This is a genomic window from Catenulispora sp. GAS73 (assembly GCF_041262085.1).
In the GTDB taxonomy this organism is placed as follows: domain Bacteria; phylum Actinomycetota; class Actinomycetes; order Streptomycetales; family Catenulisporaceae; genus Catenulispora.
Genome location: NZ_JBGCCM010000003.1, coordinates 152,899 through 175,470 on the forward strand (window position 1 = coordinate 152,899; position 22,572 = coordinate 175,470).

General features: G+C 69.9%; 21 protein-coding genes and 2 pseudogenes. 11 read left to right on the top strand and 12 right to left on the bottom strand.

Annotated features, from left to right (window positions below; all coding sequences use genetic code 11):
* The first annotated feature begins 194 nt into the window (after positions 1-194).
* The gene (locus tag ABH935_RS05670; RefSeq protein ID WP_370376690.1) at positions 195-875 is read left to right on the top strand and encodes an SDR family NAD(P)-dependent oxidoreductase; all 681 of its coding nucleotides are present in this window, start codon (positions 195-197) and stop codon (positions 873-875) included.
* Positions 876-982: 107 nt separating this feature from the next.
* On the opposite strand, the gene ABH935_RS05675 is transcribed toward ABH935_RS05670, so the two are convergent.
* Genes ABH935_RS05675 through ABH935_RS05685 form a run of 3 tightly spaced genes read right to left on the bottom strand, consistent with a single transcriptional unit; the run spans position 983 to position 3,796 of the window.
* Complete coding sequence (locus ABH935_RS05675) at positions 983-2,053, bottom strand: MBL fold metallo-hydrolase (protein WP_370376691.1); 1,071 nt, start codon at positions 2,051-2,053, stop codon at positions 983-985.
* 45 nt (positions 2,054-2,098) lie between these two features.
* A complete protein-coding gene (locus ABH935_RS05680; RefSeq protein WP_370376692.1) occupies positions 2,099-2,761 on the bottom strand; it encodes an NADPH-dependent F420 reductase in 663 nt (220 codons plus the stop codon).
* A gap of 3 nt (positions 2,762-2,764) precedes the next feature.
* Positions 2,765-3,796 (bottom strand): LLM class flavin-dependent oxidoreductase, encoded by a 1,032-nt coding sequence (locus ABH935_RS05685; RefSeq protein ID WP_370376693.1) that lies wholly within the window; start codon positions 3,794-3,796, stop codon positions 2,765-2,767.
* A 234-nt stretch (positions 3,797-4,030) separates the two neighbouring features.
* On the opposite strand from ABH935_RS05685, the gene ABH935_RS05690 reads away from it, so the two are divergent.
* The 8 genes and pseudogenes from ABH935_RS05690 (at position 4,031) to coaD (ending at position 10,684) form a co-directional block, all read left to right on the top strand.
* Positions 4,031-4,468, top strand: a complete 438-nt coding sequence (locus ABH935_RS05690; RefSeq protein WP_370376694.1) for a nuclear transport factor 2 family protein — start codon at positions 4,031-4,033, stop codon at positions 4,466-4,468.
* Positions 4,465-5,193: an SDR family NAD(P)-dependent oxidoreductase gene (locus ABH935_RS05695; RefSeq protein ID WP_370376695.1), complete on the top strand. Its 729-nt coding sequence runs from the start codon at positions 4,465-4,467 to the stop codon at positions 5,191-5,193. The genes ABH935_RS05690 and ABH935_RS05695 overlap by 4 nt, the downstream gene beginning before the upstream one ends.
* Before the next feature lie 149 nt (positions 5,194-5,342).
* On the top strand, positions 5,343-5,723 hold the full coding sequence (locus ABH935_RS05700; RefSeq protein ID WP_370376696.1) for a hypothetical protein: 381 nt from the start codon (positions 5,343-5,345) through the stop codon (positions 5,721-5,723).
* A gap of 51 nt (positions 5,724-5,774) precedes the next feature.
* Complete coding sequence (locus ABH935_RS05705; RefSeq protein WP_370376697.1) at positions 5,775-7,298, top strand: SDR family oxidoreductase; 1,524 nt, start codon at positions 5,775-5,777, stop codon at positions 7,296-7,298.
* A 42-nt stretch (positions 7,299-7,340) separates the two neighbouring features.
* Positions 7,341-7,472 (top strand): hypothetical protein, encoded by a 132-nt coding sequence (locus ABH935_RS05710; RefSeq protein WP_370376698.1) that lies wholly within the window; start codon positions 7,341-7,343, stop codon positions 7,470-7,472.
* A 1,060-nt stretch (positions 7,473-8,532) separates the two neighbouring features.
* A pseudogene (locus ABH935_RS05715) lies at positions 8,533-9,021 on the top strand (ricin-type beta-trefoil lectin domain protein); the annotation flags it as partial.
* 48 nt (positions 9,022-9,069) lie between these two features.
* Positions 9,070-10,122: pseudogene (locus ABH935_RS05720) on the top strand (discoidin domain-containing protein); the annotation flags it as partial.
* A gap of 139 nt (positions 10,123-10,261) precedes the next feature.
* On the top strand, positions 10,262-10,684 hold the full coding sequence (gene coaD / locus ABH935_RS05725; RefSeq protein WP_370376699.1) for a pantetheine-phosphate adenylyltransferase: 423 nt from the start codon (positions 10,262-10,264) through the stop codon (positions 10,682-10,684).
* Here the strand turns inward: coaD and ABH935_RS05730 are convergent.
* The 5 genes from ABH935_RS05730 to ABH935_RS05750 form a co-directional block, all read right to left on the bottom strand.
* The gene (locus tag ABH935_RS05730; protein WP_370376700.1) at positions 10,679-11,317 is read right to left on the bottom strand and encodes a hypothetical protein; all 639 of its coding nucleotides are present in this window, start codon (positions 11,315-11,317) and stop codon (positions 10,679-10,681) included. The two genes, coaD and ABH935_RS05730, sit on opposite strands and share 6 nt — an antisense overlap.
* A gap of 213 nt (positions 11,318-11,530) precedes the next feature.
* The gene (locus ABH935_RS05735) at positions 11,531-13,498 is read right to left on the bottom strand and encodes a potassium transporter Kup (protein WP_370376701.1); all 1,968 of its coding nucleotides are present in this window, start codon (positions 13,496-13,498) and stop codon (positions 11,531-11,533) included.
* Between the two features lie 80 nt (positions 13,499-13,578).
* Complete coding sequence (locus ABH935_RS05740) at positions 13,579-13,896, bottom strand: ribosomal protein L7/L12 (RefSeq protein WP_370376702.1); 318 nt, start codon at positions 13,894-13,896, stop codon at positions 13,579-13,581.
* A 16-nt stretch (positions 13,897-13,912) separates the two neighbouring features.
* Positions 13,913-14,539 (bottom strand): MBL fold metallo-hydrolase, encoded by a 627-nt coding sequence (locus ABH935_RS05745; protein ID WP_370376939.1) that lies wholly within the window; start codon positions 14,537-14,539, stop codon positions 13,913-13,915.
* A gap of 44 nt (positions 14,540-14,583) precedes the next feature.
* The gene (locus ABH935_RS05750; protein WP_370376703.1) at positions 14,584-15,669 is read right to left on the bottom strand and encodes an S-(hydroxymethyl)mycothiol dehydrogenase; all 1,086 of its coding nucleotides are present in this window, start codon (positions 15,667-15,669) and stop codon (positions 14,584-14,586) included.
* Between the two features lie 109 nt (positions 15,670-15,778).
* Between ABH935_RS05750 and ABH935_RS05755 the strand changes: the two genes are divergently transcribed.
* Positions 15,779-16,642, top strand: a complete 864-nt coding sequence (locus tag ABH935_RS05755) for a hypothetical protein (RefSeq protein WP_370376704.1) — start codon at positions 15,779-15,781, stop codon at positions 16,640-16,642.
* Here ABH935_RS05755 and ABH935_RS05760 read toward each other — a convergent pair.
* The 4 genes from ABH935_RS05760 to ABH935_RS05775 all read right to left on the bottom strand — a co-directional run bounded on the left by ABH935_RS05760 (position 16,627) and on the right by ABH935_RS05775 (position 21,815).
* Positions 16,627-17,310, bottom strand: coding sequence for a glycosyltransferase family 2 protein (locus tag ABH935_RS05760; RefSeq protein WP_370376705.1), 684 nt, complete (start codon positions 17,308-17,310; stop codon positions 16,627-16,629). The two genes, ABH935_RS05755 and ABH935_RS05760, sit on opposite strands and share 16 nt — an antisense overlap.
* Before the next feature lie 152 nt (positions 17,311-17,462).
* Positions 17,463-19,400, bottom strand: coding sequence for a glycosyl hydrolase family protein (locus tag ABH935_RS05765; protein WP_370376706.1), 1,938 nt, complete (start codon positions 19,398-19,400; stop codon positions 17,463-17,465).
* Between the two features lie 115 nt (positions 19,401-19,515).
* Positions 19,516-20,076 carry an AAA family ATPase gene (locus ABH935_RS05770; RefSeq protein WP_370376707.1) on the bottom strand — a complete coding sequence of 187 codons (561 nt, stop codon included), beginning with the start codon at positions 20,074-20,076 and terminating at the stop codon, positions 19,516-19,518.
* Between the two features lie 26 nt (positions 20,077-20,102).
* Positions 20,103-21,815 (bottom strand): SpoIIE family protein phosphatase, encoded by a 1,713-nt coding sequence (locus ABH935_RS05775; RefSeq protein WP_370376708.1) that lies wholly within the window; start codon positions 21,813-21,815, stop codon positions 20,103-20,105.
* Between the two features lie 193 nt (positions 21,816-22,008).
* Between ABH935_RS05775 and ABH935_RS05780 the strand changes: the two genes are divergently transcribed.
* On the top strand, positions 22,009-22,413 hold the full coding sequence (locus ABH935_RS05780) for a nuclear transport factor 2 family protein (protein WP_370376709.1): 405 nt from the start codon (positions 22,009-22,011) through the stop codon (positions 22,411-22,413).
* The last annotated feature ends 159 nt before the right edge of the window (positions 22,414-22,572 follow it).

Here is a 22,572-nt window from a genome sequence, read left to right on the forward strand (position 1 = left end):
TGGGAGGAACGCAGGGGAGTTGCTGGGATGACCGACACTCTCCACTCGACCATTACGCGCAACACCTGTCAACGCGCCACCGCGATCACCTGATCCGGATGACGCGGGATCACCTGACCGGTGGTCATCCTGACCGTCAGGACGAGGAATCGGCAGACGCCGCACAAGGCGTCGCGAGAGACAAGGTGATGGAGATGACCGAGCGTGTCGCGTTGGTCGTCGGCGCCGGCGGGCCCCTGGGCCGGTCGGTCGTGGACAAGCTGGTCGCCGCGGGGTACCGCGTGGCCGGGGCGGACCGGAACAAGGACGGCCTGGAGACGCTGCCGCCGCAGGTGCTGCGCGTCCCGGGCGACGCCACCGACCCGGAGGACGCCCGGCGCGTGGTGGAGACCGTGGTCTCCGAGCTGGGGACCCCGGCGGTGCTGGTGAACACGATCGGCGCCTACGGCCTCGGCGACGCGCTGGCCGCGACGCCGGACCAGCTGCGGCTGATGATGGACGTGAACCTGGGACCGGCGCTGTGGCTGACGCAGGCGGTGGTGCCGCACATGCGGGAGGCCGGAGGCGGGTCGATCGCGTTCGTGTCGTCGCGATGGGGTGCCGAGGCGGAGGCGGGGGTGGCGGCGTACAGCCTGAGCAAGGCGGCGCTGAACCACCTCGTGGTGGTGCTGAACCACGAGCTCCGGGAGTCGGGGATCCGCGTGAACGCTGTCGCGCCGCAGCTGATCGACACGCCGCTGAACCGGTCGTTCCTGCCGGCGGACGTGATGGCGCACGCGACGGCGCCGGAGGCGATCGCCGATCAGCTGGTGCATCTGGTCACCGACGCGGGTGGTCCGGTGTCCGGGGCGATCCTGCCCGCGTACGGGTTCTGATATACGCACGTGCGGCCGGTCCGGGACCTCGCCGAGGTCCCGGACCGGCCGTTTTCGTTATCCGTTGTCCGTTGTCCGTTGGTCGCTGTTCGCCGCGTGCTGCCGGACTACGGATGCACCTGCGACCCGACCCCGAGGTCCAGCCGGATCGACTCCAGCAGCACGAAGGCGTGGCTCTGCGTGTAGACGTCCGCCGCGGCCAGCACGCCGGTGTACTTCTTGATGACCGGGTCGGAGGCGTACTTGGTCTGCGCGTCCTGGTAGGTCTTCACCGCAGCCCACGCGTTGTCGCCGTACTTGGCGAAGAATGGAGCGGGGTCGACCGCGGTCAGAGCGGCCTTCACCCCGGCGACGAGGTCGTTGACGTACTGCTGGTAGAGCAGCATGTCGTCGCGGGTGCCCAGGCGCCCCATGTGCCCGCCGACGTAGTGCTGCCACGGATACGCCAACGCTTTGCCCGGGGCCGCTATCGAGCCGGGCACGTCCTCGTTCAGGTTGAAGCTGTCGAACGGGACCCAGCCGGGCAGGTTGATGTCGACCAGCATCAGCGTGTCGTGGTCGGGGAAGTGGATGTAGATGTTGTCGGGGGTGTGGTTGGTGCCCAGGTGCGCCAGCTCGACGCGCTCGCCGCCGATGTGCAGGGTGCGGCGTTCGGTGAACGTCTCGTCGGGGGCCGGCCGCGTCGGGTCGTTGTCGCGGAGCAACAGCGTGCGGGTCTCGGCGTGTCCGATGCGGGTCACGTCCCGTCCGAACAGCGACGAGGCGCCGAGGTGGTCGGCGTGGTGGTGCGAGTAGACGATGTGCGTGACCTTGTTCGAGGTGCCGTTGGCCGCGGCGACCTCGTCGATGGCGCGCTGCAGGTTGTGGCCGATCGTCGGCGGTGCGTCGAACAGGACCACACCGTCTTTCGTGGTCAGGAACGCGGCCATGTAGGTGCTGTCGGTGACCCAGTAGAGGTTCCGCTCGATGCGGCCGACGTGGTAGCCCTGCGCGTTGACCGCCGGACCCAGCGCGGACGGCGGGATCGGGGCGTAGTCGGGGAGGTCGGAGCCAGTATCGGCGGACGCGGGGCCGGCGAGTACGCCGCCTGCCACGCCGGCCAGGGCCGGGACCGCGGCGACGGTCGCCGAGCGGGTCAGGAACGAACGACGGTTGGTGCGGGAGTCGAGCGTTGACATGGTGCGCACTGCCTTTCGATCGGAGAGGTTGATCAGAGTACTGAATCAGAAGTCTGATACTGAGGTGGGAACCATGGGGAAGCGCGCCAGCATCGCCTCCAACTCGGTCGCGGAGACGTTCGCGCCGAACGCTTCGCTGCCGGGTTGGAGCCGTACGCCCTCGGCCAACGGCCCGGCGATGACGGGGTCGAATCCGAAGGCGTCGACGATGCGGGCGACGGCGTCGCGGTCTCGTGGGTCGTCGGCCGCGACGGCGATGGCCTTGCGGCCGGGCGTGCCGGTGGGGCGGCCGCCCTCGTCCAGGTCGTGGTAGCCCATGTGGTTGAAGGCTTTGACGACGTGGGCGTCGCGGAAGTACGCCTGGACGAGCTGGCTGGAGGTGGTGCGCGGATCGGTGAGGTCGGGGCGGACGCCGTCGATCTCCCACCAGTAGTTCATGGCGTCGATGACCAGCTTGTTCTGGAGGAGTTCGGCGGGGATGTCCCGGAACTTCCCCAGCGGCAGGGCCAGGATGACGATGTCAGCCTCCGCCGCGGCGCTCGCTGTGGTGACCGCCGACGCGCCGGGGGTGAGGATTTCCACGGTCAGCGCGATCTTGGCGGGGTTGCCGGAGCCAGCGACGAGGACGCGGTAGCCCGCTGCCACTGCCAGCCGCGCCAGGACGGTTCCGACCTTGCCGGCGCCGAGGATGCCGATGGTCTCTCCCACGGATCAGCCCGCCAGCAGGTCGCGGACCATCGGCATGACCCGCGTGCCGAACAGCTCCACGGTGCGCAGCCGGGCGCTGATCGGCTGCGCACCGTTGGTGTAGATGAGGTCGAACCGGCCCACGCCGAGCGCCTTGACGGCGTCGGCCATCTTCCGTGCGACGGTCTCCGGCGAGCCGACGTACAGCGAGCCGTGCTCGACTTCAGCCTCGTACTCGTGCTTGCGGATCGGCGGCCAGCCGCGCAGCGCGCCGATGCGGTCGCGGATCACCTTGTAGTGCGGCCAGTGCAGTTCCCGGGCCTGCTCGTCGGTGTCGGCGATGAAGCCGGGGGAGTGCATGCCGACCGGGTGTGCGGTGGTCTCGAACTGCTCGGCGGCGCGCTTGTAGAGGTCTACGTAGGGCGCGAAGCGTGCCGGCGAGCCGCCGATGATCGCGATCATCAGGGGGAGTCCGTACTGCGCGGTGCGCACCACCGACTGCGGCGTGCCGCCGACGCCGATCCACGTGGTCAGGTGACCGGACTCGGTCTTGGGGTAGACGTCGGCGCTGTCCAGCGCGGGGCGCTTGGTTCCGGTCCAGGTGACCGGCTTCTCCTCCAGGAGCTTGGCGAACAGGTCGAGCTTCTCCTCGAACAGTACGTCGTAGTCCCGCAGGTCGTAGCCGAACAGCGGGAAGGACTCGGTGAAGGATCCCCGGCCGAGGATGATCTCCGCGCGGCCGTGGGAGAGGGCGTCGAGCGTTGAGAAGCGCTGGAAGACGCGGACCGGGTCGTCGGAGCTGAGGACGGTCACGCCGGAGGACAGGTGGATCCGCTCGGTGCGGGTCGCGATGCCGGCCAGGACGGTCTCCGGGCTGGAGACGGCGAACTCGGGGCGGTGGTGCTCGCCGAGGGCCACGACGTCGACGCCGATCTGGTCGGCCAGGACCGCCTCGTCGACGACCTGGCGGATGGCCCGGGCGTCGGAGACGAGGGCGCCTGAGTCGTCTTCGGGGATGTCGCCGAAGGTGTCGAGGCCGAAGACAAGATCAGACATGGGGGACTCCTGGTCGAGATGTGGTTCTGGTGCGGTTCTTTAAGCGGCGCCGTGCGGCTTGCCTGTACATAGCTTCGGCGGGGACCAGGTGAGTCCCCATCACCCGAAGGCGGTGATATCCGCGGGCGGCGCTTGAATCACCGGGTTCGGGTGACGGCCGGTCACCGGCTTCGGCCTGAGGCTGCTGGCAGGGGCAAGCCCCGCATTGGACGCTGACAACGAACGGAGCACGCCATGAATGCAGTCGCAGGTACATCCGCGGTCATCACACCGGCCGAGGTCTTCAGGCGCAGCCTGGACGCCTTCCTCGCCAAGGACATGAGGGCTTGGGCGGACCTGTGCGCCGAGGACGTCCTGGTCGAGTTCCCCTTCTCGCCGGCCGGCCTGCCGTCGAGGCTGGAGGGTCGCGAGGCGATCTTCGAGTACTTGCGGTACTACCCGGACATCATCGACATCCACGAGATCGGCGCGGTGACGGTCTACGCGACTGACAAGCCGGACACGGTCGTCGCCGAGTGGAGCGTCAAGGGGCACGTGATTCCGAACGACAACGCGTACGACATGGCGTACGCGACCTTCGTGACGGTGCGCGACGGGCAGATCGTCAATTATCGGGAGTACTGGAACCCGCTGGCGTTCGGGCAGGCGCTTGAGGGCGTGTCGTTCGGATGAGCGCCGGGGACTTCGGGGACTTCGGGGACGTCGAGGGCTCCGGACAGCGCCGCGTCGCGGTGGTCACCGGCGGATCCGGCGCGATCGGCGGCGCGATCGCGGCCCGGTTGGCCGAGGACCACACGGTGGTCAACCTCGACCGCGCCGGCGACTTCAGTGTTGATCTCGGCGACGCGGACCAGGTCCGTCAGACCGCTGCGGCGGTGCTGGAGGCGCACGGAAGGGTCGACGTCCTCGTCCACGCGGCGGCGATGGTGGCCTTCGGGCCGATCGAGGAGTACGACCTCGACGTGTGGCGCCGGGTCCAGGCGGTGAACGTGGAGTCCGCGCTGCTCCTCAGCCAGGCATTCGCACCGGGGATGCGCGCACGCCACTTCGGTCGACTGATCTTCATCGTGTCGAACACCTTCTGGCGCCCGGCCGGCGGCCACCAGATCGCCTACGTGGCGTCCAAGGGCGCGCTGATCGGGCTGGCGCGCACCCTGGCGGTCGGACTCGGCGCCGACGGCATCGCGGCGATGACCGTGGCGCCGGGACTGACCAGGACGCCGGCCACCTCGGTGGTGCCGGCCGAGGAATTCGACGACGTCGCGACGCACCAGGCGCTCGCCCGACCACTCACGCCGGAGGACACGGCCGCGGTGGTCGCGATGCTGGTGCGGGACGACGCGGCGGCGCTGACGGGACAGACGCTGGTGGCTGACGGGGGGTTGGTGCTGATGTGAGGGGGCTGGTGGTGGATCACGACGAACGCGACGAAGATCATCTGCGCGCGGAGGATGTGCCAGGGTGAGCAGTGCGGCTCCGTACCGTTTCGGCCAGATGCGCCAGCCATCTATCGACGCCGCGTCTAATAACACCTAGGATCGCCGACGTGCCCCGACTGACCTCTTCCCACGCCGCGCTCGCCGGCCTCCTCGCGTCCGCGGCCGTCACGCACTTCGTCGCGCCGAAGCAGTACGACGCGATCGTTCCGCGCTCGCTGCCCGGAAGTCCGCGCATGTGGACCTACGTCAGCGGGGCTGCGGAGCTCGCTGTCGCGGTCACGATCGCGAACCCGAAGTCGCGTCGGCAGGGCAGCCTGGCTGCCGCGGCGCTTTTCGTCGCGGTCTTCCCGGCCAACGTCAAGATGGCGCGCGATTGGAGCGATCGGCCGGCGCCGGCCAGGGCGGCGGCGTGGGGGCGGCTGCCGCTTCAGGTGCCGTTGGTGTGGTGGGCGCTGAAGGTGGCCGGCAACGCCGCGAATAAGGGCTGACGCCGCTTCGTTCGGCATGCGCCGCGCCGTCCCCGACAGCACGATGGGACAGTGAACCCCGAGCCCACCGCACTCGTGACCGGCGCCAGCGGCTACATCGGCGGGCGGCTGGTCCCCGAGCTGCTGGCCTCCGGGTTCGACGTCCGCTGTCTGGCGCGCGATCCGGACCGCCTGCGCGACCACGCCTGGGCCGAGCGCGTGCGGCAGGTGCGCGGCGACGTGCTGGCGCCGCAGACGCTGCGGCCGGCGCTGGAAGGCGTCGATGTCGCCTTCTACCTCATCCACTCCCTGACCACCGGCGAGGGCTTCGAGCGGACGGAGGAGCGCGCGGCCCGCAACTTCGCCACCGCCGCCAGGGACGCCGGTGTGTCGCGCATCGTCTACCTCGGCGGCATGGCGCCTGCGGACACGCCGCTCGCGGAGCTGTCCCCGCACCTGCGCTCGCGCGTCCGCGTCGGCCGGGTGCTCCGCGCGTCCGGGATCCCGACGGTCGAGCTGCGTGCCGCCGTCGTCATCGGCTCCGGGTCGGCCTCGTTCGAGATGCTGCGTTACCTCACCGAGCGCCTGCCGGCCATGGTGACCCCGCGCTGGGTCGGGACCCGGATCCAGCCGATCGCGGTGCGCGACGTCCTGCATTACCTCGTCGGCGCCGCCGCCGCGCCGGACAGCGCCGTCGGGGCCGGGGGAGTGTTCGACATCGGGGGTCCGGACGTGCTGACCTACCGGGAGATGATGCTCCGCTACGCCGGCCTCGCCGGCCTGCCGCGTCGCCTCATCCTGCCGGTTCCGGTGCTGACACCGGGCCTGTCCAGCCACTGGATCGGCGCGGTCACGCCGGTCCCGGCGTCCATCGCCCGGCCGCTGGTGGAGTCGCTGCGGCACGAAGTCGTCTGCGCCGGCCGCCGCGTCACGGAGCTGGTTCCGGACCCGCCGGAGGGCCTGCTCGGCTTCGATGAGGCGGTCCGGCTGGCACGGACCCGCGTGCAGGAAGCGAATGTCACGACCCGCTGGTCCTCGGCCTCGGTCCACGGCGCCCCGAGCGACCCGCTGCCCACCGACCCGGCGTGGGCCGGCGGCAGCCTCTACCGCGACATCCGAGAGGCAGAGGTCGACGTCGCGCCGGAGCGCGTCTGGCGCGCGGTGGAGGCCATCGGCGGGCAGACCGGCTGGTACTCGTTCCCACTCGCGTGGGCGGTGCGGGGGTGGCTGGACCGGATGGTCGGCGGGATCGGCCTGCGCCGAGGGCGTCGGGACCCTGAGACGCTACGCCTGGGCGACACGCTGGATTTCTGGCGCGTGGAGGCGCTGGAGCGCGGGCACTTGCTGCGCCTGCGCGCGGAGATGAAGCTACCCGGCCTGGCGTGGCTGGAGATGTGGGTCGAGCCGACCGCTGACGGCCGTACGAGCTACCGTCAACGGGCTCTGTTCTTCCCCCACGGCCTGTTCGGTCACCTGTACTGGTGGGCCGTGGCGCCGTTTCACGCCGTCGTCTTCGGCGGAATGCTTCGCAACTTGCTGCGGGCGGCCAAGGAGGACTCGGGCAGTGCCTCGCGAGGCTCCGCCGCTTCGGGGTGACCTGCGCCTCGACGGCGAACATGGTGATGGGCGCTGGCCAACGTGTTCTTCAGCTTCGTCGTCGGGCAGGCCCATGAGGCCGAAGACCAGCAGGACGAGCGCGGACAGGATCGAGCCCCAGCGGTAGACCTGGCCGAGGTGGTGGTCGGCGGCGGCCAGGAGCTGGGTTCGTGAGTCGGCCGGCTCAGTTCGCGACGAGTCTGAAGAAGATCGCGGAACGAGTACCGGTTGCGCAACCGGTTCCGAAACCAGTTCCGGAACCGGTCACGTCTTGACCGGCCGGAAACACCGCTGCAACATGCAGCCCAGAGAGCGCTCTCACAGAGTTCGCCCCCACGCACTCACCACTCTGGAGGGATTTCGCATGCGCGTCACCGCTCGCGCCGTCCGACAAGCCTGGCGCCGATCCGGTCCACCCCGGCCACCGCGCCTGCCTCGACCACCGCGCCCGCCCCGGCACCGTTCGCTCCTCGCGGCGGTCGCGCTCGTCGCCGGCAGCCTGACCGGCGGCCTCGCGGTCTCCGTCGCCTCGGCCCCGTCGGCCGCGGCCGACACCGCGCCGCCGCCTCCCAGCGGGTGGAACACGGTGTTCAGCGACAACTTCGCCGGGCCCGCCGGGTCGGCGCCGTCCGCGTCGAACTGGTTCTACGACATCGGTACCGGCTACGGCACCGGCGAGAAGGAGCAGACCACCAGCTCGACCAACAACGTCTACCTCGACGGCAACGGCCATCTGGTGCTCAAGGCCATCAACAGCGGTGGGACCTGGACGTCCGGCCGGATCGAGAGCACGCGCGACGACTTCCAGGCGCCCCCCGGCGGGGAGTTGGAGATGAGCGCGTCGATCCAGCAGCCGAACCCGTCCGGCGGCCTCGGCTACTGGCCGGCGTTCTGGGCACTGGGCTCGCCGATGCGCGCCGGCGGGGGCTGGCCCGCCTCCGGCGAGATCGACATGATGGAGGACGTCAACGGCCTGAACGAGGCGTCGCAGACGCTGCACGACTCCGCGAACAGCCCCGGCCACCCGCTCATCGCCTGTCCGGGCGCCGGATCCGGCTGCCAGACCGGCTACCACACCTACTCGGTGATCGTCGACCGCACGAACACCAGCGCCGAGCAGCTCCAGTTCCTGATGGACGGCGTGGTCGAGAGCACCATCACCGAGGCCTCGGTCGGCACCGCGGCCTGGCAGTCGGCCATCGACCACGGGTTCTTCATCATCTGGGACCTGGCGATGGGCGGCAACTACCCCGACGGCGTCTCCGGCACCACCACGCCGACCGCCGCCACGACCTCCGGCAGCTCGCTGAGCGCGGCGTGGGTCGCGGTGTACGAGAAGGGCGGGAACTCCACGCCGACCGGCACCCCCATCGCGACCGGCGCCGTCAAGGACGCCGCGGGGCTGTGCGCGGCGAACCAGAACTCGCTGAACACCGAGGGCAACCCGATGTTCGCAGCGAACTGCGACGGCAGCGCCGGCCAGTCGTGGTCCCCGTACACGGACAACACGGTCCGGGTGCAGGGCGGCTGCCTCGACGTGGTCTCGGCGGGGACGACCAGCGGGACGAACGTCGACTGGTACCCGTGCAACGGCACCAATGCGCAGAATTGGACACGTCAAGCTAACGGCGAGCTGCTGAACCCGAACTCCGGTCTGTGCCTGACCGATCCCGGCGGCAACAGCGCGACTCGGCTGGACATCGAGGCGTGCACCGGCTCGGCGCAGCAGACATGGACGTTCCCCACCGGCAGCGGCGGGAACACGGTGACGGTGACCAACCCGGGCAACCAGACCGGGACCGTCGGGACGGCGGCCAACGTCCAGATCACCGCCGGCGACTCGGCATCCGGCCAGACGCTGACCTACAAGGCCTCCGGGCTGCCGGCCGGCCTGTCGATCAACGCCTCCAGCGGCCTGATCTCCGGCACGCCGACCGCCGCGGGCACCTCGACCGTGACGATCACCGCCACCGACGGCACCGGCGCCTCCGGATCCACCTCGTTCAGCTGGACCATCGGCTCCGGCGGCGGCACCTGCGGCACGACCAACCTGGCGCTGAACCAGCCGGCCACCGCCTCGTCGGTGGAGAACGCGGGCACGCCGGCGTCGGCGGCGGTGGACGGCAACACCGGGACACGCTGGTCGTCGCAGTTCTCTGATCCGCAGTGGCTCCAGATCGATCTCGGCTCGACGGCGTCGATCTGCAAGGTGGTACTCCAGTGGGAGACCGCATCCGGCAAGGCGTACCAGATCCAGACCTCCCCGGACGGCACCAACTGGTCCACCATCTACTCCACCACGACAGGTCCCGGCGGAACCGAGACCCTGAACGTGTCCGGCACCGGACGCTACATCCGGATGTACGGCACGGCCCGCAACACGCAGTACGGCTACAGCCTCTGGGAGTTCCAGGTCTACGGCTCGACCTCCGGCACCGGCTGCGGGACGACCAACCTCGCGCTGAACCAGTCGGCGACGGCCTCCTCGGTCGAGAACGCGGGCACGCCCGCATCGGCGGCGGTGGACGGCAACACCGGCACGCGCTGGTCCTCGCAGTTCTCGGACCCGCAGTGGCTCCAGGTAGACCTCGGCGCCACGCACACGCTCTGCAAGGTGACGCTGACGTGGGAGACGGCGTACGCGACCGCCTTCCAGATCCAGACCTCGAACGACGGCACCACCTGGACCCCGGTGTACTCGACCACGACGGGCACCGGCGGAACGCAGGACCTCACCGTCTCCGGCAGCGGACGCTATGTACGCATGTACGGGACGGCGCGGGCGACGCAGTACGGGTACAGCCTGTGGGAGTTCCAGGTCTTCGGGAGCTGATGGCTGTGGCGCGCTGAGCGAACAACAGGGTCGGCCGGGCTGAACGATCGGGCCCGGCCGACCCCGTTTTGTGCAGTGCGCCGGTCTCGCCATCGCGCGGCCGCCCAACCGCATCGCTAGGCTCCCGATCATGCGAGCTCTCTACCCCGGCTCCTTCGACCCGGTCACCGAAGGGCACCAGCACGTCCTCCGCCGCGCCGCGAGCCTGTTCGACGAGGTCGTCGTCTGCGTGATGGCCAACGCGAGCAAGACCGGCCGCTTCCCGGTCGCCGAGCGTGTGGAACGCCTTCGCACAGCGGCGGCGGGCCTGGTCGGCGTCACCGTCGACGCGCACACCGGCGGCCTGCTGGTCGACTACTGCCGTCAGGCCGGCGTCGGCGTCGTCATTCGTGGCGTGCGCGACGGCCGCGACCTGGACCACGAGATGGCGATGGCGCGCATGAACCGTGAGCTGGCCGGGATCGAAACGCTCTTCATCGCCTCCGAGCCCGACCGGGCCCACATCTCCTCGACCCTGGTCACCGCGGTCGGTCGGCGCCTCACGGCTCTATAGCGGCCCTTTGCGCAGTTCCGGCTCCCACGAGGACGAGGCCTGCCGGTCGGACAGCACCAGGCCGACGATGCTCGTCGCCACGAACAGGGCCACCGCGATCAGCAGGAACCAGCAGCCGATGGCGGCGTGGACGTTCAGCTTGCCCTCGGTGAAGTCCGCGGGGTTGGGGTCGGTGAAGTTCAGGTCGAAGGTCGAATAGGTGGGTCGGAAGAGGGCCCGGTTGATTCCGAGCAAGGCCAGCGAGGCGGCGGCCATGCCCAGCGAATACCACGCGCCGGTGGCGTAGGGGCGGTCCAGCTCCGCGGCGGAGCGGGGCCTGCCGGCCCGGCGGGCCCGGCGCCGCCAGTCGCTGGGACCGGGAGGACGCCGAAAGTCGCGGCGTGCGCGGAACCACTGGCCGCCCAGCACGACCAACCAGACGGGGCCGAGCAGCCCGATCGGGAAGTTGTCCCAGGCGTGGTAGTCGATGTGCTGACCGGAGTCGAAGACGCCGGGTATCACCGGTGGCACGGCGCGGAACCACGGTGTCACCAGCGTGAGCAACGCGAAGGGGATGGCCAGAACGTATCCCCACGCCCACCACGGAGCCAGATCGTCGATCGCGTCGCTGGTCGCAGACTCTGAATAGATCATCGCTAACACCCACCCCCGATGGGATCGTCTTGACCCCGCGATCGTAGCGTCAGCTAGAATGAATATGCAAAGGGTCTGCGACAGCCAGGATGAAGACGTGCGCTCCTACTCGATGTGCGAGTGCTGATGTCGGGCGGCCCGGGCCGGTCCGCGAACCCTGAAACAGGCCATTGATATCCCGTGTAGCCCCCGCCCGACGACAGCCGAGCCCGATCACACCGGCACGTGCGCCCCCATGATCACGCACCGATCCGCCGGCAGCCCGAAGTAGTCCACAGGACTGGCCGCGTTGTGCGCGATGGTGAGGAAGAGCCGCTTGCGCCAAGCCTGCATCCCCTTCGCGTTGGTCCGCACGATCGCGATCCGCGACAGGAAGTACGACACCGTCTCCACGTCGATCCCCGCGATCTCCCCGGCGTCCGGCCGCATCGCCGCCTGCCGCAGAATGCGCGGCACGTCCGGCTCGTCCTGGAAGCCCAGGTGCGCGGTGAGGTGGATGATCCCGTCGTCGGTGTGCCCGAGGTCGTCGAAGACCAGGCGCTCGGCGTCGGGGATGTGCGGCACCTTCTCCACCATCATCGACAGGATGACCACGGTCTTGTGCAGCGTGTGGTTGTGCTCGACGTTGGCGCGCAGCGCCAGCGGCGTGGTCTCGATGTTGGCGTTGAGGAACACTGCCACGCCGTCCACCCGGTGGATCGGCGGCTCCAGGGCGTCCACCTCGTCCACGAACGGCCGCAGCGGCCCCTCCAGCGCCGTGCGGTTCGGCGTGACGATCGCGCGGCCCCGGCGCCACGTGCTCAGCACCGTGAACACCAGCGTGGCGACCAGTAGCGGCAGCCAGCCGCCGTGCACGACCTTGGTGAGGTTCGCCGCGAAGAACGCCGTCTCGCTGGTGAGGAACACGACCGCGCCCACGGCGATCTTCCAGGGCGCGACGCCCTTCAGGACGCGGGCGACGGCCAGGAACAGGATGGTGTTGAGCATGAACGTCGCGGTGACGGCCACGCCGTAGGCCGAGGCCAGCGAAGCCGACGAGCCGAAGCCGATCACCAGAACAGTGACCGTGCAGCACAGGAACCAGTTCACGACCGGCACGTAGACCTGCCCGATCTCGTGCTCGGAGGTGTGCCGGATCGTCATGTGCGGCAGGAACCCCAGCTGCATCGCCTGCCGGGTCACGCTGAACGCCCCGGAGATGACGGCCTGCGAGGCGATGACCGTCGCCACCGTCGCCAGGATCACCATCGGGAACTGCGACCAGTGCGGCATCAGCAGGAAGAACGGGTTCGACACGGTCTCCGGCCGGCGCAGGATCAGCGAGCCCTGCCCCAGGTAGTTCAGCGTCAGCGCCGGGAACACGAGGTAGAACCAGGCGCGGTGGATCGGTTTGCGCCCGAAGTGGCCCATGTCGGCGTACAGCGCCTCGGCGCCGGTCACCGCCAGCACCACCGAGGCCAGCGCGATGAACGCCACGACCCCGTGGTGCACCAGGAACTGCGCCCCGTACGAGGGGGACAGGGCCTTGACGATCGCCGGGTGCGCCGCGACCTCCGCCGCCCCGGCCACCCCGATGATCAGGAACCAGACCGTCATCACCGGTCCGAACAGCCCGCCGACCAGCGCGGTGCCGTACTTCTGGATCGCGAACAGGCCGATGACGATGACCACGGTCAACGGCACGACGTAGTCCTTGAGCCCGGGCGCGGAGACCTTCAGACCCTCCACCGCCGACAGCACGGAGATCGCCGGCGTGATCATCCCGTCGCCGTAGAACAGCGACGCCCCGAGTATGCCGAGCGCGACCAGCAGCACCTTGGTCCGGGTGGAGCGGAAGTCCAGCTTCTGGATCAGGGCGGTCAGGGCCATGATGCCGCCCTCGCCGTCGTTGTCGGTGCGCAGGATGAAGCCCACGTACTTGATCGACACGATCAGCGTGATCGCCCAGAACACCAGCGACACCACGCCGTAGACCTGGTCCGCCGAGGTGCCGACCGCCTTGTTGTCGGCGGTGAACACGGTCTGCATCGCGTAGAGCGGGCTGGTCCCGATGTCTCCGAACACGACGCCCAGAGCGCCGAGCATCAAGGCGGCCGCGCCGGCCTTGCGTGTGCGGTGTCCGGAGCCGTCTGTGGAGCTTGCGGCGTTCTGGGAGGTGGTCCCCGTGGCGTCAACGATCACAAGTCAGCGATCCTGACAGGTGTGCGGGGTGTGAGCAAGGGGCTGTCAAGTATGTGGAACGTGTGGGCACCGGAGTCTGCCTACCGCCAGCCGCCGCGGGCCTTGAGGTTGCGCTCGTAGGCCTCGACCGCGTCCTTCGCGTCCCTCAACCCCATGCCGGTCGCCTCCCGGTAGAGCTTGATCGCCTGGATCTTCTTGCCGGCCTGGACCAGCGCGGTGAGCTGCGCCTCATAAGTGACGACGGGAATCGGCCGGCTCAGGCCGAGGCCGCTGTCGCCGTCATCGTTGCCGCCACCGCTGCCGTCACCGTCGAGGCCGAGATGGGCCAGCACCCGGTCCAGCTTCTCCTCGATGGCAGCGAGCCGCATCTCCACTGTTATGTGGTCCCCGGAATCCATGCCCCGACGGTACCGCTCAGAACCCCCGATCGCGTTCCGCCTCGATAGTCGTGTCCTCGCCGTGCCCGGTGTGCACAACCGTCGCACCGGGCAGCATGAACAGCTTTGCGCGGATCGACGACTCCAAGGTGGGCCGATCGCTATAGGAGCGTCCGGTAGCGCCGGGCCCGCCGTGGAACAGTGTGTCGCCGGTGAAGACGCAACCGAGTTCGGGCGCGTACAGGCAGACCGCTCCGGGGGAGTGGCCCGGCGTGTGCAGCACCTGGAGCGTGGCGCCGCCGATGGGGAACGTCTGGCCGTCGGTCAGATCGACGTCCCAGAGCGTCGCCTCCGGGTCGTCGGGGCCGCCGTGCACGAGCTCCCACAGTGGCCGGTCGTCCGGATGCAGCAGGATCGGGGCGCCGGTGCGCTCGCGCAGCGCCGGGGCGACGCGGACGTGGTCGTCGTGCGCGTGCGTGCACACGATCGCCTTGACCCGGCGCTCGCCGACGACCGCGAGAATGCTCTCGACCGAGTGCGGGGCGTCGATGACGACGCACTCCGCCTCGTCGCCTACGACCCAGACGTTGTTGTCGACGTCGAAGGTCTCGCCGTCCAGGCTGAAGGTCCCGGACGTGACTCCGTGGTCGACGCGCGCCGCCATCTGATCGTCAGCCATCGGAGAATCGGCCATCTGAGAATCATCCATCAGAGGATCACCACGGACCGCAGGACCTCGCCGCGCCGCATGCGGTCGAAGGCCGCCTCGACGTCGGTCAGCGCGATCTCCTCGCTGACGAACGCGTCGAGGTCGAGCTTGCCGCGCTGGTAGAGGTCGACGAGCATCGGGAAGTCGCGGCTGGGCAGACAGTCGCCGTACCAGCTGGACTTCAGCGCGCCGCCGCGGCCGAACACGTCGATCAGCGGCAGGTCCGGGATCCGCATCTGCGGCGTCGGAACGCCGACCAGCACGACGGTGCCGGCCAGGTCGCGCGCGTAGAACGCCTGCTTCCAGGTCTCCGGCCGGCCGACCGCCTCGATCACCACGTCCGCGCCGAACCCGCCGGTCAGCTCCTGGATCGCGGCGACCGGGTCGGTCGCCGAGGAGTCGACGGTGTGGGTGGCGCCGAGCCGGGTCGCGGTCGCGAGCTTCTTGGCGTCGAGGTCCACCGCGATGATCGGGTTCGCCCCGGCCAGCGCCGAGCCCGCGATCGCCGCCGCCCCGACCCCGCCGCAGCCGATCACCGCGACCGACTTGCCCCGGGTGACGCCTCCGGTGTTCACGGCGGCGCCGATGCCCGCCATCACCCCGCACCCGAGCAGCCCGACCGCGGCGGGCCGCGCACTCGGGTCCACCTTCGTACACTGACCCGCCGCCACCAGCGTCTTCTCGGCGAACGCGCCGATGCCGAGGGCCGGGGTCAGTTCGGTTCCGTCCTCCAGCGTCATCTTCTGTTTGGCGTTGTGCGTGTTGAAGCAGTACCACGGCTCGGCGCGCCGGCAGGCGCGGCACTGACCGCAGACCGCGCGCCAGTTCAGGATGACGAAGTCCCCGGGCTCGACCTCGGTGACGCCGGGGCCGACGGCCTCCACGATGCCCGAGGCCTCGTGGCCGAGCAGGAACGGGAACTCGTCGTTGATGCCGCCTTCCCGGTAGTGCAGGTCGGTGTGGCAGACGCCGCAGGCCTGCACCCGGACCACGGCCTCACCGGGCCCGGGGTCCGGGACGGTGATCGTGACGATCTCGACCGGCGCGCCCTGGGTCCGTGCGATGACTGCCTTCACCTGCTGCATGGCACTCCTTCGTGTTCTGCTGACCAGGATGGTGATGGATAGTGATGATATGGGTTCCGAGGCAGGCGCCAGGCCGTTCCTGTCGGCGGTCTCTGCCATCATCCGGCGTATGACGCTCGACCGCTCCGTGCTCGCGGGGTCAGGTGCCCCGGTGCCCTTCGACCCAGACCTGCTCATCGCGATTCGTCGCCGTCTGGACGAGATCTGCGACGCTGCGCGGCAGCCGTCTCCGGCGGCCGGCAATCCCTTCGCGGCAGTCCGCGATCACAGCGAACCCCGCGAGCTTGCGAAGACTCTCGCGGCGTGGGGCGATCGTGCGGAGCCCGCGGTGCCCGAACTGGTCCGACTGCTGGCCGTCCGGCCCATCGTGGCGGCCCCGGCGCTGGCCGCGATCGGTCAGCCGACCGTCGAATGCGTGGCGGCGCTGCGGCGGGTCGTTGAGACCGCCGACGGCGGCGAGGCCGTCCACGCGCGCCTCGCGGCGGCCCGGGCCGTACGGAGCCTGACAGGCAGCGCCGAGGCGCTCCTGGCCGCCGTCCGGTTCGGGCTCACCACCCCGAGCAAGGACCCCGACGACCGCGCGGCAGCAGCCGACGCCGCCACGGAACTCCCCGATCGCGCCGACCACGCCGACCTCCTCACCCTGCTGCTGCTGCGGGCGCTCCAGGCCATCCCGGTCCCGACTCCGAGCCTCCCGGCGCATCAGGCGCGTCTCAAGCTCGGCCGCGCTCTCTGGCTCTTCACAGGCCGGCCCGAGTACGTGATCGAGGTATTGCGCAGCACACTTGATCTCGCCGGCGAGGACTCCACCGCCTGGACCGTCGCCAGGGCGGCCGAGCTCGCCGCGGACCTCGCCCCCGACCTCGGTCCGGCAGCGCGTGAGCTCGTCCCCGGCCTGGAAGCGGCGCTCGCCGATCCGGTTTCAGCTGGTGCCGCTGAGCGGGCGCTGAAATCCCCTTACTTCCGCAAATAAGCGAGGCATAGTACGAATACGGCCCGCCCCAAATAAGCGATCGATTTCACCGGAGAAGCGCTGGGCGTGCCGCCCTTGCGTGGCCGCATCTCGACTGGCACTTGGCGCACCACATATCCGGCTTTGATGGCCCGGACAAGTGTGTCGATCGTGTCGGCCAGGTATTCGACCGGATACCAGGCCGCGTAATATTCGATGAGTTCGCGATTGCAGCTGCGCAGCCCGGACGTCGTGTCCGTCAGCCGCACCTTCGCCTGGCCGGAGATGACCAGGCTGAACAGCGTCATCGCCCAGCGGCGCGGGCCCTTGGCCTCGTAGTCGCCCTCGCCGGCGAAGCGGGCGCCGATCACCATGTCGGCGTCGGCCAGCCCGGCGATCAGCTTCGGGATGCTCTCCGGCAGGTGCTGGCCGTCGGCGTCGAACTGCACGGCGATCTGGTAGCCGTTGTCGCGCGCGTAGATGTAGCCGAGCCGTCTGGCGCCGCCGACGCCGAGATTGAAGGGGAGTTCCAGGACGGCGACGCCGTGCGCGCGGGCTGCCTTCACCGTGGCGTCGGTCGATCCGTCGTCCACCACGAGGATGTCCACGTCCGGCAGGAAATCCTGGATCTCCTGCAGGACGTGGCCGATGGATTCTTCCTCATTCCACGCCGGAATGATGACAAGCACATTTTTCTGTGTCACGGATGCCCTAGCGCTGTGATGACTTTCTCCGGTCCCGGTCCGTACCCGTCAAGATATCCGGGCGACACCCGGCCGTGCTTGCGAACGGCCGAATTTCGCGTGGCGGGACGACGGCGACGTCGGAACACGCCGCCGGTCTACGGCTGCTCGGTCCAGTTCTCGCTGGTGCTTCCGTTGCACGTGTAGATCTCGGCCTCGGCGTAGTTGGCCGTCGAAGCCCCGAGCACGCTCAGGCACTTGCCGGACTGCGCCCCGACGATCGTCCCCGCCGACCCCGACCCGGAGTTCACCGTCCACCGCTGGTTCGCGGCGCCGTTGCAGGTGTTCACGCCGACGATCGAGCGGTCCGCGGTCGCGCTGTTCTGGACCTCCAGGCACAGGCCGCTGGACGCGCCGGTGATGGTGCCGTTCCCGGTGACCAGCCAGTGCTCGCTCGGGCTTGCGTTGCAGGTGTAGATGTCAGAGGTCGTACCGGGAGCCGTGGAACCGCCGGTCACGGACAGGCACTTGCCGGACAGACCGCCGACGAAGGTGGTCGGCGCCGCGCCGGACGGCCCGGCGAAGGTGATCATGGCCACGTCGCCGGCCGGGACCGAGGCGGAGAACGTCGGAGAGCCGACCGTGTACGAGGTCGTCGTCGGGGCCGGCAGCGTGCCGTCGGACTGCACGCTCTGGCCGCCGAGCGTGATCCCGCTCTGCGTCGTCAGGCTGGACGCCGACAGGTCGAACCGCGAGGCCGTGGCATAGGTCCGCGGCAGGTTCAGCTTGACCGAGGTCGCGCCGTTGCTCGCCGGATCCGCGACGTTGTCCAGTACGACCGTGACCGAGTTGTCGGCGTGCTGGACCGCGTATGCGCGCACGGTCGCCGAGGCCGGGTTGCTGACCTGCAGGAAGCTGCCGGTACCGACGGCGTGCACGGCGGCCAGGCCGTAGTACTCCGGCTGCGCGGACAGGTTGCCGGCCGCGGCGTCGGCCGCGGTCGCCGCGCACAGCGGGGTGTAGTACGGGAACGACGACGTGCCGTAGCACTGCGTCACAGTGCCGTGCATGTAGTACCCGGCCGCGCCCTCCTGCGCGAAGTTCAGCTCCTCGTCGACGGCCCACAGCGCCGAGGCGTAGACGTCTGACACACCCTGCACGCCGCTGCACACCACCGAGTTGCCCTCGTCGATCACCGCGGGCAGCGACAGCCGCTTGGCGACCGACACCGCGCTGTCGGCGGCCGACGTCTCCTTCGAGTGGGTTCCGGACGACAACAGGCCGGCGATGCTCGGCCCCGGGTTCGGGCTCCCGCAGTTGGACAGCGGGTAGTGGTGGCTGGTCAGCTCGCTGATTTGCGGGGACCCCATCGACGCCTGGTCGTTGACGAAGGCGGTCTGCAACGCGCCGGTCGGCGAGGTGGCCGCATCGCTGCCCTCGATCGGCACGCCGGGCACCGCGGCCCGGATCGCCTGGACGTAGGCGTGGAAGTCGGTGACGTACTGCCCGGAGTTGCCGCTGTACTGCGGATAGAGGTCCGGTTCGTTGCCGATCTCGATGTCCTGCAACGACGAGCCGAGCGCGGCCTCGGCGTGCGCGGCCTCGTCGGCGGCGCGCGCCGGGTCGTACTGCTTCATGTTCACGCCGAGGACGACTTTCCAGCCGCCGGCGGTGGCCAGGGTGGCGAGGTTGGTCAGGTCGGCCGGGGTGATGGTGGCGTCCGCCCAGGACGGTTGCGGCTCGTTGCCGGAGGTCCAGAAGGACTTGTCGACCTGGTTGCCGCCGATGCGGATGACCGAGGTCCCCAGGTTCTTGAGGTACTGGAACTGGTTGCCCTGCCCGAAGCTCGGAAGCGCCAGGAACGACGCCTCGTACGACAGGCCGACGTCGCTGTTGGCCAGCGAGGTCCCGGTGCCGGCCGCCGAGACGCTGATCGTCGCGCTGGCGGCGGCGGTCGTGGTGGCGGCTTCAGCAGCAGTCTGCGGGGCCCGCGCGGCCAGCGCTGTGGGGATCGCGGCCACGGCGGTCAGGACCGCCGCACCCACGACGATCGACGTTCGGCGGGAGAATCCGCCCGGTGTGAGGGCATGCCGCATCGAGGCCTCCTGGCGGGATGATGGTGTTCACGTATATGAACGCCTTCTGCATGGGTGAACGGCGCTGATGCTAGATGCCGGGAAAGCCCTCGTCTACGGATTCTTGTTGCGCAACTCAGGGCCTTGTCGAAGCGAACTCGACGATCTCGGCCAGCCCCGGTTTCCAGCTCGCTGTGGTGTCCACGACCAGGGTTGGAACGTCCAGCGCGATCGGGACCCACGACTCGATCGGCCGCTCTCCGTCAGCGATGCGGCGCAGGAGCGCGGCGTCCGCGTGCGCCGCGCGCGCAGACTGAGTCGCTGCTCGGTGAGCGATGCGTTCGCGAGCGAGTTCGGGATCGACGACGCATCGCAGGATGCGGATGTCCGCCAGCTCGGCCAGCGGCTCCAGTCCCGGACGCCAGAGCCGGTCCTGGAAGGCCGCCTCCGCGACCACGCTCGTGCCCGACCGCAGCAGCTCGCTGAGGGTGTCGAAGAATGCTGCGTTGGTCTTCAGGTTCAGGTTCAGGTCGTGGGCGTCGGCGAGGTTCTGGGCGTCGGCGCCGACGGCGACCATCCGCTCCTTGATCTCGTCACGGCACACCGCCGGCCGGCCGAGCGCGTCGGCCAGCGCGTGCGCGAGCGTCGTCTTGCCCGTGCCGGGTGGGCCGCTGACGGCGATCAGGCTGGGTCTCATCGACTGGCTGCGACCGCTACTAACCGCTACGACCGCGGCGTCGCCCGCGCCGCGAGGATGGCGATGTCATCCTCGATGGCCGCCGGCGCGACCAGGCGCAGCGCGTCGTCGAGCAGGTCCTCCAGTCCGCCGCCGGCCGGCAGCGGCAGCGACGCGAGCCTGGCGAGGGAGACGTCGATGTCCTCGCCGCGGCGCTCCACGAGGCCGTCGGTGTAGATCAGCAGGACCTGGTCCTCGCGCAGGTCGACGATCACCTGCTCGTAGCCGCCGAGGCCGGTGCCCAGCGGCGGGCCGGTCGGGACCGTCACCAGCTCGGTCGGGCGGTCGGCGACGAACAGCGCCGGCGGCAGGTGGCCGGCGCTGGCGAAGGTCCAGCGGCCGCGGTTGGGGTCGGCGACGCCGAGCAGGCAGGTCGCCGGGCGCGCCGACTCGTCGCGGGCAATCAGCGTGTCCAGGTGTCGCAGGATGCCGTGCGGCGGCAGGTCCATGCCGCCAGCGTCGCGGATCGCCGAGCGATAGATGCTCATGTCCACCGCGGCCTCGACGCCGTGCCCCATCACGTCGCCCATCACCAGCAGCGTGCGGCCGAACGGCAGCCGGACGATCTCGTACCAGTCGCCGCCGACCAGGGCGCGGTTGCCGGAGGGGCGGTAGCGGGCGGCGACTTCGAGGTTCGAGTGCGGGCGGCCCGGCTCGACCAGCAGGGCGCGCTGGAGTTCCAGCGTCACGCTCTGGGAGTCGGCGTACTGCCGGGCGTTCTCCACGCTGACCGCGGCCCGGTCGGCGAGGTCCTGGACCAGTACGGCGTCGTCGTCGGTGAAGCCCTTCGACGTGCCGCGGCTGCGGGCCAGCGTCATCACGCCGACCAGTCGGCCGCGCGCACTCAGCGGGACGGTCAGGACCGAGTCGATGTCGGCGAGTTTGTAGGCGGCCAGGGTCTCCCGGCTCTCGGCCCAGTCGGCCAGCTCGTCGTCGGAGAGCAGGTTGCCGACCACCGGCCGGCCCTCGGCCAGGCTGCGCGCGACCGCCGAGTCGGCGCCGGGCCGGATCGAGGCGCCGGGCAGGGCCAGCGGACCGAGGCGGCGCCGCAGCTCGGGAGTGCAGGCGAGTGCGGCGCGGCGCATGCGGGGGGTTTCTGGCGGGGCGCCTTGGCCGCTCTGTCCGCGGTCGACGAAATCGTGCGGCATGACCTCGACGATCGTCAGATCGGCCATCGCGGGAACCGTGAGCTCGGCGAGCTCGATGCAGGTGATGTCCACGTCAAGCGTGGTGCCGATGCGCTCGGCGGCGGCGGCCTGCAGGGCCAGCCGGCGGCGGGCCTGGTCCAGCTCGCGCTGGTGGCCGGTCGGGGACGGCGTCACGGCCGCGACCACGCCGACGACCTGGCCGTCGGCCTCCAGGCGCCGGTATCGGACGTGCCACCCGGTCGCCGTGCCGGAATTCGCCTCCCGGGCGTCGGCGTCGGCCAGCACCCGGCTGATGGTGGGCAGGTCGGCGGCGAAGGGCGTCGCGGCGACCGGCCGGCTCAGCAGCCGCGCCGACTCCAGCCCGGTGGTCTCCAGGAACGCGGAGTTGGCGTAGATCCAGCGCAACTCGGCGTCCAGCAGACCCATCCCCACCGGGGCCCCGGCGAGCACGTCGGCGAGCAGCTCCGAGCTCAGTGACGCGATGGTGCCGAGGAGAGCGTCAGCGCGCCCTCCCCGAGGATCGCTCCGCGAGTACCCGTCGTCCATATCCATCTATCGGGATGATATCGTCACTAACTGCTCAAAAGGGATGACGGAGCGCAGCAGCCAGTGTGGCCTTCCGCACAACCGCCGACACGCGACCAGACACATCTGGCTGGCCTCATCGTAGGTCACGACGCGATTCGAGGCATTGGTTCGGAGCGGTTCTTACACTTCTTTATGGATTCCCCTCTAAGGAGACTCGATGAACACGCACGCCCGCACGAAGGCAGCGATCGAAGAACACTGGCAAGCCTCCGAGGCCGGGGACATCGAGCTCGAACACGCGATCTACACCGACGACGCGATCCTCGACTACCCCCAATCCGGCGAACGCTTCCGCGGCCGCACGACCATCGCCGCCCAACGCGGCGGCCACCCCGCCGACCGCCACTTCAGGGTCCTGCGAATCACCGGCCACGACAACCTGTGGGTGAGCGAATGCGTGATCACCTACGACGGCGCCCCGAGCTACTCGGTCAGCATCATGCAGTTCGCCGACGACCACGTGGTCCACGAAACGCAGTACTTCGGCGACGCCTTCGGAGCCCCCGCGTCGCGGCTGGCGCTCGCCGAACCCATGCCGGGGCGGGCGATCAACGGGTCTTGATTCGCTCCCGTCGGCCCGACCGGCCCGGCCCGCGCTCACCGAGCTGATGCCGGGGCGGGCGATCAACGGGTCTTGATTCATTCCCGTCGGCCCGACCGGCCCGGCCTGCGCTCGCCGAACCGGTGCGGGGGCGGGCGATCAACGGGTCTTGATTCGCTC